Genomic DNA, 12,394 nt, shown 5'->3' with positions numbered 1-12,394 from the left:
TCGAAGCGTCTATTCTGGCACAGCAATGCCGTTAAAGCATGTGAGCGCTTCGCAAATTAAACAACCCGCTCCGGCTGCGGTATTTTCTCACCGCGCGGCTTCTGGCGGAACCAGGGCAAGCAGAGCTGAATAAGCGGGCCAATGGTCAGAGCGTACACTACGGTCCCCACCCCAAACGAGCCCCCCAGCACGCACCCAATCAGCAGGACGGACACTTCGATGGAGGTACGCACGCTGCGAATGGACCACCCCAGCCGGGCATGAATGCCGGTCATCAGGCCGTCGCGCGGGCCAGGCCCAAAACCGGCGCCGATGTACATGCTGGTGGCAATCGCATTCATCACGATGCCAGACACGAGGAAAGCGATGCGCACGGGTAACGAACTCAGTTCGGGGAGCAGCGCCATACTGGCGTCCGCCGCCAGACCAATACAAATTACGTTGCTGATCGTGCCAAGACCGGGCATCTGACGCAGTGGGATCCACAGCAGCAGCACCGCAGCACCGGTCAAAATGATCACCGTCCCGATGCTCATACCCAGCTGAATTCCCACGCCAAGATGAAACACATCCCACGGATCGACCCCCAGATCGGCGCGAATAAACATCGCGGTTGAAAGCCCATACAGCCCTAAACCGACATAAAGTTGTAGCAGACGACGTACCATTTTTTATCTTCTCCAGTGAACCCGACTTTCATCCTGACCCAAAATGGCACTAAGATTAATGTCCAGTTTTTAAATAGTGGACTGCATATGTCATCACGCCGCTTCGGAAGCCAGTCCTTGGTGCGCCTTTTAGGGCACTGGCAGCAAACCTCATCCCGCACTCCGCTCTGGCGCCAGCTGGCTGACGCGCTGCGCTTGTTAATCCTTGATGGCCGGCTGGCGCTGCATACGCGCCTGCCGGGCGAACGGGAACTGGCCGCGGCGCTGAACGTGAGCAGAACCACCGTCAGCAGCGCCCTCACCCACCTGCGTGAAGAGGGATACCTTGAAAGCCGCCACGGCAGCGGGTCGCGCGTCATACTCCCGCATGCGCGCGCCGTTCCCACCCTTTCAGCGGCGAGCGCCGCCCTGGATCTCTCCACTGCCGCCCTCAATGCCGGACCGGAGATCCACCAGGCTTACACCCATGCGCTCACGGCCATTACCCAGCACCTCTCGCTGACGGGCTACGATCAGCTTGGGCTTCCTGCCCTGCGTGAGGCGATTGTGGCACGCTATACCGCGCGGGGTCTGCCTACCCGCGCAGACGAGGTGATGGTGGTCAACGGTGCCGTCAGCGGGTTTGCGCTGGTGCTGCGGATGATGACCGGGCCGGGGGACCGCGTCGTGGTCGATCATCCCACCTATCCGCTGGCGATTGCCGCCATTCAGGGGGCGCAGTGTCGGCCTGTCGGGGTGTCGCTGCCGGAAACCGGCTGGGATACGGATGGCTTTGCCGCAACGCTTGCCCAGACGGCGCCACGTCTGGCCTATCTGATGCCAGACTTTCACAACCCAACCGGGCGATGTATGGATATCGCCACCCGTCAGGCTATCGCCGATATTGCTGCCCAAACCCGCACGGCGCTGGTCGTGGATGAAACGATGGTCGATCTCTGGTTTGATTCGCCTCCGCCACCACCGCTGGCATCGTTTAACCCGCAGGCCAACGTAATTACGTTAGGCTCTACCGGAAAAAGCTTCTGGGGCGGGCTGCGTCTTGGCTGGATCCGCGCCTCCTCGCGCACCATCGCCACCCTTACCCAGACGCGCGATACGTTGGATCTAGGCTCGCCGCTGCTGGAGCAGCTGGCGACGCTGTGGCTTATCGACAACAGCGAACGTTTTCTTCCCGCTCGCCGCAAGATGCTGGCAGAACGCCGCGATCGCTGCAGTGACCTGCTGCGAGAACATTTCCCGGAGTGGAAGTTCCATGAGGCGGAAGGCGGGCTCTCTTACTGGATTGAGCTTCCAGGCATGATGGGGACACAGCTTGCCGCACGGGCAGAAATCATCGGGATTAACCTGGGAACCGGGACGCGGTTTGGCTTATCGGGGGCGTTTGATCGCTTTTTACGTATGCCCTTTTCGCTGGAGCCAGCAGAGCTGGAAGCGGCGTTACTGCGGATTAAACCATTATGGATCGCGCTAAATTCAAATACGCCAGCAGTCAAACGCACCCTGGTTTAATATTCAAATTTTGAACTGGATCATAAAATAAAAACTGCTGACTGTAATATATGCAGTCAGCAGTTTTCACTGGTCAGTGATTTAGTGTTGAGGAGGAATCGGGAAGCCTTTCAATGAAATAACGAAGTTATCACCGTCTTTCTTTATTTTTGCACCGGTATCACACCAGTCAGACGCAATACGAAAGAACTCATCGCTTCCAACATTCCAGCCAAGACGTACATGCTTCACGTAGCCTGAACGCAACAGATCGCAGGCCTCGTTGTAGTCACTGGCAGTTGACAGTTGTTGTTTCATTTTCTCTTCTTCAGAAGTTTACGTAGGGCCTTGATTTCTTTAGGAGTAAAAGGAGAAACACTCTCTTCTTCCGTATGCTGATTATCAATATCCTCTTCCGATACTCCCGCCTCTTCTACTGCTTCAAACGCCAGCAGCAGCAGTTTCTCTGTGGTCACGCTTAAATTCTCGTTATTTACTTCAGCATAGTGGCGGAGTCTTTCTTTTAGCGCTTCGTCAATTTTAACATTTAAAACTGCAGTAGCCATGTTTGTCACTTCCCTTCGGAATAAGTACTTTATTTAATACACGAAGTTATCACTGTTATCCAGTTCTATATTTTTTTGAGTTTTGACGAAAAATAGACGTCCAATTATAAAATGCCAGTCTATTATTACAGGTTTATGACAATAATATTTCAAAGCAATGAAATATATATTACATGGTATAGGCATTATATTTTTGTGGAATAAAGGCTAAAAAGAGACGGAAACAGGAAAGATCGGATGAGGCCGCAAATGGGTGGGGGCCCTGCCAGCTACATCCCGGCACCCACGTCGTCTGCCCTGGCTGCTTCCTTCCGGACCTGACCTGGTGAACAGAGTAGCGTTGCGGGAGAACCAACAGAGCCCCCATTGAGAGCGTTGATAACCAACGCGCTGGCGCATTATCCCTGCGCAAAGCCTCAATTGCAAGCGACCACAAACCGGATGCTGGTTTCTTGCGCAAACAGACGCAGCAAACACGACGATCTTCGTTTACCATGACGGTCCAGACAACCCTACAGGTGAAGGTATGGACGAACACGACTCCTTTCCACAGCGCGTATGGCAAATCGTGGCCTCGATTCCGGAAGGCTACGTCACCACTTACGGTGATGTCGCACGGCTGGCCGGTTCTCCCCGCGCGGCGCGACAGGTTGGAGGCGTTCTGAAGCGGCTGCCGGAAGGGAGTACGCTGCCCTGGCACAGGGTGGTGAACCGTCATGGCGCCATCTCGTTAACCGGGCCGGATCTCCAGCGTCAGCGTCAGGCATTACTTTCAGAGGGTGTGCAGGTGTCAGGAGCAGGACAGATTGATCTACAGAAGTACCGCTGGGTGTATTAAACCCTCCCCCGAAGGAGAGGGTAATAGCAACAATTACATCTGAGTCGGTGGGGTTGGCAGGGACGGCTGATTGGTCTGTGGAGCAACCGGGACTTCGGTTTGCTGCACCGGTACCAGATTCAGGTCAATTTTGGTTCCACCGTGATTAATCGCTTCCTGAACCGTATCGGTGATAAAGACAAGCTTGCCGTTGATGGTTACCGCTGCGCTCAGCAGGATACGGGCATTCGGCTGCACGTCTGACGGGTTATACGGCAACACGAAGCTAAACGGAGCCTGCTTACCTTCAGTACGGACCGCACGCTGGGCCAGAACTTTCGACGGTGCGTCGGCCAGGGAAGCATCAGACAGCGTTACCGTTAATACCGCATCCGGCGGCAGCGCGACTCTCTGTTTAATCCAGATTGTACCGGAAACGTTAGGCTGCTGAATGGATTGCTGTGAAAGGGTATTAATCCCGTTCGGATCTGCAGCTGGCACCGGCACCTGGGCGCTCTTACCGGCACAGGCGGACAACGCCACCGCAATAGCTACACCACTTAGCATGGGCACGAGTTTCATTGAAGTCTCCTTATCATCAATGCACCAGCGGGATCGATCCCATCCGATGTCGTTTCAATCACATAACGTATTTAAGTGTGGCACAGATCACCGATTAATGCCTAAAAACGTGCCGACATTCAGATTATTCTACCCATCGGACCACTTTCATTTCTGCGTTATACTCTGCCTATCTTTCGCTACGGCGTTTACTGAGGACAACTATGAGTCAGGCACTGAACAATCTGCTGACATTACTGAATCTGGAAAAAATTGAGGAAGGACTCTTTCGCGGACAGAGCGAAGACCTGGGCTTACGTCAAGTGTTCGGCGGGCAAGTCGTCGGACAAGCATTGTACGCTGCAAAGGAGACTGTCCCGGCAGACCGTCTGGTGCACTCATTCCACAGCTATTTCTTACGCCCTGGCGACAGCGCTAAACCGATCGTGTATGACGTTGAAGTTCTGCGAGACGGCAACAGCTTCAGCGCACGCCGCGTAGCGGCCGTTCAGAACGGTAAGCCGATCTTTTATATGACCGCCTCTTTCCAGGCACCGGAGCCGGGGTATGAGCATCAGAAAGTGATGCCGCCAGCACCGTCGCCTGACGAACTTAAGTCAGAGACCGATATCGCCCGCGCGCTGGCGCATCTGCTTCCGCCGCAGGTCAAAGAGAAGTTTCTCTGCGATAAGCCGCTGGAGATCCGCCCGGTTGAGTTCCATAACCCAATGAAAGGCCATACCGCCGAGCCGAAACGCCAGGTCTGGATCCGCGCCAACGGCACCGTGCCGGAAGATTTCCGCGTGCATCAGTATCTGCTGGGCTACGCGTCAGACTTCAACTTCCTGCCGGTTGCGCTACAGCCGCACGGCGTTGGCTTCCTTGAAAAAGGGATGCAGGTCGCGACCATCGATCACTCCATGTGGTTCCACCGTCCGTTCAATATGAACGAGTGGCTGCTTTACAGCGTGGAGAGTACCTCAGCATCGAGCGCTCGCGGGTTTGTGCGTGGAGAGTTTTATACTCAGGACGGCGTGCTGGTCGCTTCTACGGTGCAGGAAGGGGTAATGCGTAATCGCGGTTGATGTTGTGCGGCCTGATGCCCTCACCCTGCCCCTCTCCCACAGGGAGAGGGAATACACACTAAAAACGGTAACCAAAGGTTACCGTTTTTCTGTTTATCAGGCGTTATACGCATTCTCGCCGTGGCTGTTGACGTCCAGACCTTCGCGCTCCTGCTCTTCTGGTACGCGCAGACCAACCGTCATATCCGCCAGCTTATAGCCGATGAAAGCGACAACGGCAGACCACACCACGGTGATAGCAATACTTTCCAGCTGCACCAGCACCTGATGAACCATCGTCACGCCTTCAGCGTAGCCCACGCCACCGAGCGATTTCGCGGCAAAGATACCGGTCATGATACAGCCGACGATGCCGCACACGCCGTGCACGCCAAACACATCGCATGGGTCGTCAACGCGCAGCACACGTTTCAGTGCGGTGACGCCCCACAGACCCGCAAGGCCCGCGACCAGACCCACCAGCAGCGCACCGCCTACGCCGACATAACCACACGCAGGGGTGATACCAACCAGACCGGCAATCGCACCTGAACAGGCACCCAGCAGGGAAGGTTTACCGCGTACCGCCCACTCGCCGAATACCCAGGAGAGAATCGCACCCGCCGTGGCCACAACGGTGTTCACGAAGGCCAGCGCGGCGATTTCGTTTGCTGCACTGGCGGAACCGGCGTTGAAGCCAAACCAACCAAAGTAAAGGATAGCCGTACCGGTAAACACCATCGGCAGATTGTGCGGTTTGAACGCCTCTTTACCGAAGCCCACGCGTTTGCCAATCAGGTACGCCCCCACCAGACCCGCTACCGCGGCGTTGATGTGAACAACGGTACCGCCCGCGAAGTCCAGCGCGCCGTGCGTTGCCAGCAGACCACCGCCCCAGACCATGTGCGCAATCGGCACATAGGAGAGGGTCAGCCAGACCACCACAAAGATCAGGACGGCAGAGAAACGAATGCGCTCCGCCAGCGCGCCAACGATCAGCCCGACGGTAATGCAGGCGAACGAGCCCTGGAACGCAACGTGAATATACTGATAGAAACTGCCCATCAGCGCGGTCAACTCAATATTTTTCAGCATCACCCAGTCGAAGTTACCAAAGAAGGCGTTGCCGGTGCCGAAGGCCAGCGAGTAGCCGTAAACCACCCACAGCACGCAGACCAGCGCGAACGTCACGGCAACCTGCGTCAGCATGGAGAGAACGTTTTTGCCGCGGATCAGGCCGCCGTAGAACAGCGCAATGCCCGGGATAGACATGAACAGTACCAGCGCGGTGCTGATCATCATAAAGGCGTTATCGGCCTTGTCAGCCACGGCAGGGGCAGCCAGCGCCAGGCCCGGCAGCAGTGCCAGCGAACCCAGACCCGTTTTAAGTGTTGCTATCTTCATTTTCTCGATCCCTATCACTGTGTGCCAGGCGTTATTTACAGTGCCGCTTCGTCAGATTCGCCGGTACGAATGCGAATGACGCGCTGCAGTTCGGCAACGAAAATTTTGCCGTCGCCAATTTTGCCGGTGTAGGCCGCTTTGCTAATCACATCAATCACTTCATCAAGCTGATCGTCAGCAATCGCGACATCAATTTTTACTTTTGGCAGAAAGTTAACGCTGTATTCCGCCCCGCGGTAAAGCTCGGCATGACCCTTCTGACGACCAAAGCCTTTCACTTCGGTGACAGTCAGTCCCTGAATACCCATTGAAGACAACGCTTCACGCACGTCTTCGAGTTTGAATGGTTTGATTACCACCGTAACCAGCTTCATAGATCCCCTCCAGTCAGAATTCGGTAATGGCCGCAGCTCACGCAGAAGGTATTGCAAGGGGTGTGCCAGAAATGAAAACGAGGGGGAAAAGCGGTGCGACGAGCGTTACGCCGTCTTCATTAACGAACCGGCGAAAAAAAACGCACCATGTCGGTGCACGGTGCGTTTCAGTATTGCACCAACAGGAATGACTGTTAGCGCGTTGCTTTGTTTTGGTGCATCAGGCGCTGAGCGACTCTTCCTCACGCACGCTGGCGGCCAGCTCTTCGCCCGCAAGCTGAAGCTGGTACATCTGCCAGTAGCGTCCTTTAGCTTCCAGCAGTTCACGGTGCGTGCCGCGTTCCACGGCTTGTCCCCGGTGCAGCACCAGAATGGTATCGGCATCGACAATGGTGGAAAGGCGGTGGGCAATCACCACCAGAGTCGTATGATCGCGCACGGCGGCCAGCGCCTGCTGGATGGCCTGCTCAGTGCCGGAGTCAATGCTGGCCGTCGCTTCATCCAGAATCAGCACCTGCGGGGTTTCGATCAGCACCCGCGCCAGCGCGAGAAGCTGCTTTTGCCCCACGGAGAGGTTGTTCCCCTGCTCGCCCAGCTTCGTATTGATCCCATCGCTAAACCCACGCGCCAGTTCTGCCAGCTGCACTTTTTCCAGCACGTCCCAGACCTGCTCCTGGGTATAGTCCCGCCCCAGGGTCACGTTAGCGTAGAAGGTATCGGCCAGAACGACCGGATCCTGCTGCACCATCGCGACGCCTTTACGCAACACGTTGTGGCTGAGAGACGCGAGCGGGCGTCCGTCGAGGCGAATTTCGCCTTGCATGACCGGGTAGTAGCCCATCAACAGGCTGGCAAGCGTGCTCTTGCCGCTGCCCGTATGCCCTACCAGCGCAACAAAACCGCGCGACGGAACATCCAACGTAATGTCCTGCAACACCAGCCGGTCTTCGCGATAGGCAAACGAGACGTTATCAAAGGCAATATCCCCGCTTTGCAGAGGTCGCTCATCATTGCCGTAGGCCTGGCGCGGTCTGTCCATCAGCTCAAACACGCGCTCACCGGCGACGACCGCCTGCTGCAGCATCGATTGCTGGGTAGTGAGCTCGATCAGCGGCTCGTTAAGACGTCCGAGATAGCTAATAAAGGCGTACAGCACGCCGACTTCGATCGTACCGCTTGAGCTCAGCCCAAAGAGCATCAGCAGCCCGCAAAGCACCAGCGCAGAGAAAAGGCTGAGCAGCGGACGGAGCAGGAAACCGTCCAGGCGCAGCGTCTGCATACGCGCCATGTAGTGCGAACGGCTGGCTTCCCCCATCCTCTCGCCAAAGCGGGCCTGCTGGCGGAACTGCTGGATGACGCTCATGCCGTTAATCACTTCGTTGAAACCATCGTTGATGTCGGCCAGATAGGCGCGAACCCGGCGCACAATCGGCGTGCTGTATCGCTGGTAGATCACCATCACGATCAGCACCGCCGGGAAGATGGTAATCGCCACCAGCGCCATGCGCCAGTCGAGGCTGAACATCGCCACCAGCATCGCGCCAATCAGCGCCGCGCTGCGTAACACCGTCGCGACCACGGTGACGTACAGATCGCGGATCACCTCGGTATCGTTGGTCACGCGCGAAATCACCTGCCCGACCGGCTGGATATCAAACTCACTGAGCGGCTGGCGCAGCGCCGCGTCCATCACATCCGTGCGCAGCTGCTGAACGACGCCCACGGCGGCACGGTTGAACAGCAGCGACTGAGCATAGTGCAGCCCTGCCGCCGCCAGCTGCAGGCCAACGTAGGCCACGCCTAAGCCCGCTACCAGACCCAGCGGGAGATAGCTTTTGGCGACCATGTTGTCGATAAAATAGCTGATGAGCAGCGGGCCGCTCACCTCAGCAATCGCCGCAATCCAGAGTAAAAGCACGGCCACGGAGAGCGGTTTACGCCACGGCGAGCCGTAAGCCAGCAGACGTTTGAGCGTCGGCCACATCGTTCCGAGCTTACGCATTGGCGGCCTCCTCATCCTGTTCCGGCGCATCGTCCAGCGCCGCCTCAAGCTGTTGATAGCGATACATATCGCGATACCAGCCCGGCTGTTCGACAAGGGCTTCATGCTGCCCACGCTGGGCAATGTGCCCGTGCTGTAAGACCAGAATTTCGCTGGCTTCAGTGAGCGCTGACAAACGGTGGGCGCAAATAATCACCGTGCGGCCGTCGCCCCACTGGCGCAGGTTATGCAGAATCTGATGCTCGGTACGACCGTCCACGGCGGAAAGCGCATCGTCCAGGATCAAGATTTCAGCATTCAGCAGCAGCGCGCGGGCAATGGAGATACGCTGCTTTTGCCCGCCGGAGAGCATGACGCCACGTTCCCCGACTTCCGTTTCATAGCCCTGCGGCAGGCGCAAAATATCGTCATGTACGCTGGCTAAGCGCGCCACGTGTTCGATCTCTTCCTGCGTCGCCGACGGATGACCAAGAGCAATGTTATTCGCCACGGTGTCCGAAAATAAAAACGGCGTCTGGCTGACGACCGCCAGGCGTCCACGCCACTCGTCCAGCAGCAGGTTCGTCAGGGGGATATCATGGAAACGAATATCGCCCTCGGTGACGTCAAAGTGGCGCTGCAGCAGAGAGAGAACGGTACTTTTACCGGACCCCGTTGGGCCGCAGATGCCCAGCATCTGGCCCGGCTGCAGCGTAAAGCTAACGTTCTCCAGCACCGGATGTTCCGTTTGCGGATAGACAAATTTACGAACGTCGACGTTCATGACACCGCGCCCTTCCGGCACCGCTTCGCTGCCGTCATTGACCACCGGGGCTTCGGCCAGCATGGCGCGAATGCGGCTGTAGGCGGCGCTGCCGCGCTCAACAATGTTAAACATCCAGGCCAGCGCCAGCATCGGCCAGATCATCAGCCCCAGATACATCGCAAAGCTGGTTAATTGCCCCAGGGTCAGCGTGCCCTGCACCACCATCCAGCTCCCGCCGCCAATGGCAAGCAGGTTTGCCATGCCGATTGCGATATAAATCGTTGGATCAAACCGGGCGTCAATGCGAGCTACGCGCATGTTTTTCGCCCCCGTGTCTGCCGCATCGGCCGCAAACAGCGCGGACTGTCGGTCTTCCAGGCCAAACGCTTTGATCATGCGGATGCTGGTCATGCTCTCCTGGGTACGATCGTTCAGAGATGAAAACGCCGCCTGCGCCAGCTTGAAGCGCTCGTGCAGCTGTTCGCCGTAGCGATTGATCGCCAGCGCCATCAGCGGCATCGGCAGCAGGGCAAGCAGGGTCAACTGCCAGCTGATCTGCGTGGACATGACGATCAGCACCGCGCAGCCCATCACCAGCGAGTCCACCAGCGTCAGCACCCCTTCCCCGGCGGCAAAGACCACGCGATCGACGTCGTTAGTCGCGCGAGCGATAAGATCCCCGGTGCGGTGGCGGAGATAAAACTCAGGATGCTGTCGGCTCAGCTGGCGGTAAAAATCTTCGCGCAGCTCAACGGCCAACTGATAGGACGCACCAAACAGCAGCACGCGCCAGACGTAGCGCAGGAGATAAACAATGACCGCCGTCAGCACCAGCGTGCCGACCCACATCAACACCCGTGCGGTGGTGTAATGCTGTTCAGTGACGCCATCCACGACGTAGCCCACCACCTTCGGCGGGATCAGCTGCAAAATGGCAATGATAATAAGCAGGGCGACTGCACCGAGGTAGCGTTGCCACTCCCGACGAAAGTACCAGCTTAATTGGGCAAATAATCGCACGCGGTTTGTTCCTGAAGGTATTTTACGAAGTTATTCAATGGGTAATGCTGTGGTGTACTTTATCTGTTCCATGGCGAAGCTTGAGGTGACGTCCGACAAGCCCGGGACGCTGTTCACCAGCCGCTTGTAGAAGTCATCATAGCGCTTCATGTCAGCCACCTGGACGCGCATCAGGTAATCGTACTCGCCGGCCATACGCCAGAAGCCGAGCACCTCGGGCATCTCAGACACCTGAGTGACGAAGCGGCAATACCACTCGCTGCTGTGGTGTTGAGTTTTTATCAGCACAAATGCCGTCAGCCCAAGCCCCAGTTTTTCGGGATCGAGTAACGCGACGCGGCCCAGCAGAATACCGTCATCTTCCAGCTTTTTTAGGCGCTTCCAGCACGGTGTGGTGGTCAGATTAACGGCATCTGCCAGCGCCTGCAAAGAGAGGGTACAGTCACTTTGCAGCAATGAAAGGAGCTTGCGGTCAATTTTATCTAGCATACCCACCTCACAGAGAAAATTTTTCTCCCTTCATTCTATTTTAAAGGCCAGATAGCAACAATTTTTTCTGTGCTTTTCGCTATGCTGGGCACAAAATGACAAACGGATAACTACGATGAATAGCACCTGGGTTAAACATGCCATCAGTGAAATCAATGCCGATTATCAGCGCTCGGCGGATACGCACCTGATTCGCCTTTCCCTGCCGGGATTTGACGGTATTCAGCTCTACCTGAAGGATGAAAGTACCCATCCTACCGGTAGCCTGAAGCATCGCCTGGCGCGCTCCCTGTTTTTATACGGTTTATGTAACGGCTGGATTAAAGAAGGCACCACCATCATTGAATCCTCATCTGGTTCAACGGCGGTGTCCGAAGCCTATTTTGCCCGCCTGCTGGGCCTGCCGTTTATCGCCGTGATGCCCTCCTGCACCGCAAAACGTAAAATCGAGCAGATCGAATTTTACGGCGGACGCTGCCACTTTGTGGAAAGCGCCTGCGAAATCTACGCCGCCTCTGAAATGCTGGCCCGCGAGCTAAACGGCCACTATATGGACCAGTTCACCTTCGCCGAGTGCGCAACGGACTGGCGCGGCAATAACAACATTGCCGACAGTATTTTCCGCCAGATGACCCACGAGCCGCATCCGGTTCCATCGTACATTGTGATGAGCGCCGGTACCGGCGGCACGTCAGCGACTATCGGACGTTACATCCGCTGTCAGGGCTACGATACCCAACTGATGGTGGTTGACCCGCAGAACTCCGTCTTCCTCGACTACTGGCAAAGCCGCGATGCCGGCCTGCGCAGCCCGGTGGGCAGTAAAATTGAAGGGATTGGGCGCCCGCGCGTGGAACCGTCGTTCATCCCGGATGTGGTGGACGAAATGCTTCGCGTGCCGGACGCTGCCAGCATCGCCACCGCGCACTGGCTGGAGACGCAGCTCGGCCGCAAGGTTGGTGCATCAACGGGCACCAACATGTGGGGCGCACTGCAGCTTGCGGCACGCATGCGCGAGGAAGGCCGTACCGGCTCCATCGTCACGCTGCTTTGCGACAGCGGAGAGCGCTATCTTGAAACCTACTACAATGCGGAGTGGGTACAGGCCAACATCGGCGACATCACCCCGTGGAAAGCGCAGATTGCGCAGCTGCTGAAATAAAAAAAAGCCAGACCGAAGTCTGGCTTGCTGGAAG

Annotated in this window: 12 protein-coding genes, 1 other RNA gene and 1 pseudogene; 4 read left to right on the top strand and 10 right to left on the bottom strand. The window is 56.8% G+C overall.

From position 1 onward, the window contains the following. Nucleotides 1-56 precede the first annotated feature (56 nt). Entirely contained in the window at nt 57-668 is a 612-nt protein-coding gene (yczE, locus tag AC4ICF_RS05255; RefSeq protein ID WP_166710280.1) for a membrane protein YczE, read from the bottom strand. Nucleotides 669-755: 87 nt separating this feature from the next. Here yczE and yczR point away from each other — a divergent pair, with 87 nt between their 5' ends. Further along, nucleotides 756-2,177, top strand: coding sequence for a MocR-like transcription factor YczR (gene yczR / locus AC4ICF_RS05250; RefSeq protein WP_491466157.1), 1,422 nt, complete (start codon nt 756-758; stop codon nt 2,175-2,177). Nucleotides 2,178-2,258: 81 nt separating this feature from the next. Here yczR and AC4ICF_RS05245 read toward each other — a convergent pair whose 3' ends face one another. The 3 genes from AC4ICF_RS05245 to ffs all read right to left on the bottom strand — a co-directional run bounded on the left by AC4ICF_RS05245 (nt 2,259) and on the right by ffs (nt 3,079). After that, nucleotides 2,259-2,474 carry a hypothetical protein gene (locus AC4ICF_RS05245; RefSeq protein WP_023310588.1) on the bottom strand — a complete coding sequence of 72 codons (216 nt, stop codon included), beginning with the start codon at nt 2,472-2,474 and terminating at the stop codon, nt 2,259-2,261. Beyond that, nucleotides 2,471-2,722, bottom strand: a complete 252-nt coding sequence (locus AC4ICF_RS05240; protein WP_006176926.1) for a hypothetical protein — start codon at nt 2,720-2,722, stop codon at nt 2,471-2,473. Before AC4ICF_RS05240 ends, AC4ICF_RS05245 begins: the two co-directional genes overlap by 4 nt. 260 nt (nt 2,723-2,982) lie before the next feature. Then, an RNA gene (gene ffs / locus AC4ICF_RS05235) (signal recognition particle sRNA small type) lies at nt 2,983-3,079 on the bottom strand. Nucleotides 3,080-3,163: 84 nt separating this feature from the next. On the opposite strand from ffs, the pseudogene AC4ICF_RS05230 reads away from it, so the two are divergent. Next, nucleotides 3,164-3,560: pseudogene (locus AC4ICF_RS05230) on the top strand (MGMT family protein). Between the two features lie 33 nt (nt 3,561-3,593). On the opposite strand, the gene AC4ICF_RS05225 reads toward AC4ICF_RS05230, so the two are convergent. Next, nucleotides 3,594-4,121, bottom strand: coding sequence for a YbaY family lipoprotein (locus AC4ICF_RS05225; RefSeq protein ID WP_028012173.1), 528 nt, complete (start codon nt 4,119-4,121; stop codon nt 3,594-3,596). Between the two features lie 203 nt (nt 4,122-4,324). Here AC4ICF_RS05225 and tesB point away from each other — a divergent pair, with 203 nt between their 5' ends. Further along, entirely contained in the window at nt 4,325-5,185 is an 861-nt protein-coding gene (tesB, locus tag AC4ICF_RS05220) for an acyl-CoA thioesterase II (protein WP_116341587.1), read from the top strand. A 96-nt stretch (nt 5,186-5,281) separates the two neighbouring features. Here tesB and amtB read toward each other — a convergent pair whose 3' ends face one another. The 5 genes from amtB to AC4ICF_RS05195 form a co-directional block, all read right to left on the bottom strand. Continuing rightward, nucleotides 5,282-6,568, bottom strand: a complete 1,287-nt coding sequence (amtB, locus tag AC4ICF_RS05215) for an ammonium transporter AmtB (RefSeq protein WP_014882787.1) — start codon at nt 6,566-6,568, stop codon at nt 5,282-5,284. 35 nt (nt 6,569-6,603) lie between these two features. Beyond that, a complete protein-coding gene (gene glnK, locus AC4ICF_RS05210; protein WP_008503304.1) occupies nt 6,604-6,942 on the bottom strand; it encodes a P-II family nitrogen regulator in 339 nt (112 codons plus the stop codon). A gap of 220 nt (nt 6,943-7,162) precedes the next feature. Further along, nucleotides 7,163-8,944, bottom strand: coding sequence for a SmdB family multidrug efflux ABC transporter permease/ATP-binding protein (locus AC4ICF_RS05205; RefSeq protein WP_316380341.1), 1,782 nt, complete (start codon nt 8,942-8,944; stop codon nt 7,163-7,165). Beyond that, the gene (locus AC4ICF_RS05200; protein ID WP_316380340.1) at nt 8,937-10,709 is read right to left on the bottom strand and encodes a SmdA family multidrug ABC transporter permease/ATP-binding protein; all 1,773 of its coding nucleotides are present in this window, start codon (nt 10,707-10,709) and stop codon (nt 8,937-8,939) included. The genes AC4ICF_RS05205 and AC4ICF_RS05200 overlap by 8 nt, the downstream gene beginning before the upstream one ends. 30 nt (nt 10,710-10,739) lie before the next feature. Then, nucleotides 10,740-11,198: an Lrp/AsnC family transcriptional regulator gene (locus AC4ICF_RS05195; RefSeq protein ID WP_008503307.1), complete on the bottom strand. Its 459-nt coding sequence runs from the start codon at nt 11,196-11,198 to the stop codon at nt 10,740-10,742. 115 nt (nt 11,199-11,313) lie between these two features. Here AC4ICF_RS05195 and AC4ICF_RS05190 point away from each other — a divergent pair, with 115 nt between their 5' ends. Next, nucleotides 11,314-12,360: a PLP-dependent cysteine synthase family protein gene (locus tag AC4ICF_RS05190; protein WP_491466156.1), complete on the top strand. Its 1,047-nt coding sequence runs from the start codon at nt 11,314-11,316 to the stop codon at nt 12,358-12,360. Nucleotides 12,361-12,394 lie beyond the last annotated feature (34 nt).

The organism is Enterobacter sp. ECC_219_Taxon_10, from assembly GCF_058354905.1.
Note: the sequence above shows the minus strand (reverse complement) of the source record. Positions and strands in the feature narration are given on the sequence as shown.

What these genes read in the sequence shown, in the direction of transcription:
- yczE (WP_166710280.1), bottom strand. Translation starts at nt 668, where the DNA reads ATGGTACGTCGTCTGCTACAACTTTATGTCGGTTTAGGGCTGTATGGG.
- yczR (WP_491466157.1), top strand. Translation starts at nt 756, where the DNA reads ATGTCATCACGCCGCTTCGGAAGCCAGTCCTTGGTGCGCCTTTTAGGG.
- AC4ICF_RS05245 (WP_023310588.1), bottom strand. Translation starts at nt 2,474, where the DNA reads ATGAAACAACAACTGTCAACTGCCAGTGACTACAACGAGGCCTGCGAT.
- AC4ICF_RS05240 (WP_006176926.1), bottom strand. Translation starts at nt 2,722, where the DNA reads ATGGCTACTGCAGTTTTAAATGTTAAAATTGACGAAGCGCTAAAAGAA.
- AC4ICF_RS05225 (WP_028012173.1), bottom strand. Translation starts at nt 4,121, where the DNA reads ATGAAACTCGTGCCCATGCTAAGTGGTGTAGCTATTGCGGTGGCGTTG.
- tesB (WP_116341587.1), top strand. Translation starts at nt 4,325, where the DNA reads ATGAGTCAGGCACTGAACAATCTGCTGACATTACTGAATCTGGAAAAA.
- amtB (WP_014882787.1), bottom strand. Translation starts at nt 6,568, where the DNA reads ATGAAGATAGCAACACTTAAAACGGGTCTGGGTTCGCTGGCACTGCTG.
- glnK (WP_008503304.1), bottom strand. Translation starts at nt 6,942, where the DNA reads ATGAAGCTGGTTACGGTGGTAATCAAACCATTCAAACTCGAAGACGTG.
- AC4ICF_RS05205 (WP_316380341.1), bottom strand. Translation starts at nt 8,944, where the DNA reads ATGCGTAAGCTCGGAACGATGTGGCCGACGCTCAAACGTCTGCTGGCT.
- AC4ICF_RS05195 (WP_008503307.1), bottom strand. Translation starts at nt 11,198, where the DNA reads ATGCTAGATAAAATTGACCGCAAGCTCCTTTCATTGCTGCAAAGTGAC.
- AC4ICF_RS05190 (WP_491466156.1), top strand. Translation starts at nt 11,314, where the DNA reads ATGAATAGCACCTGGGTTAAACATGCCATCAGTGAAATCAATGCCGAT.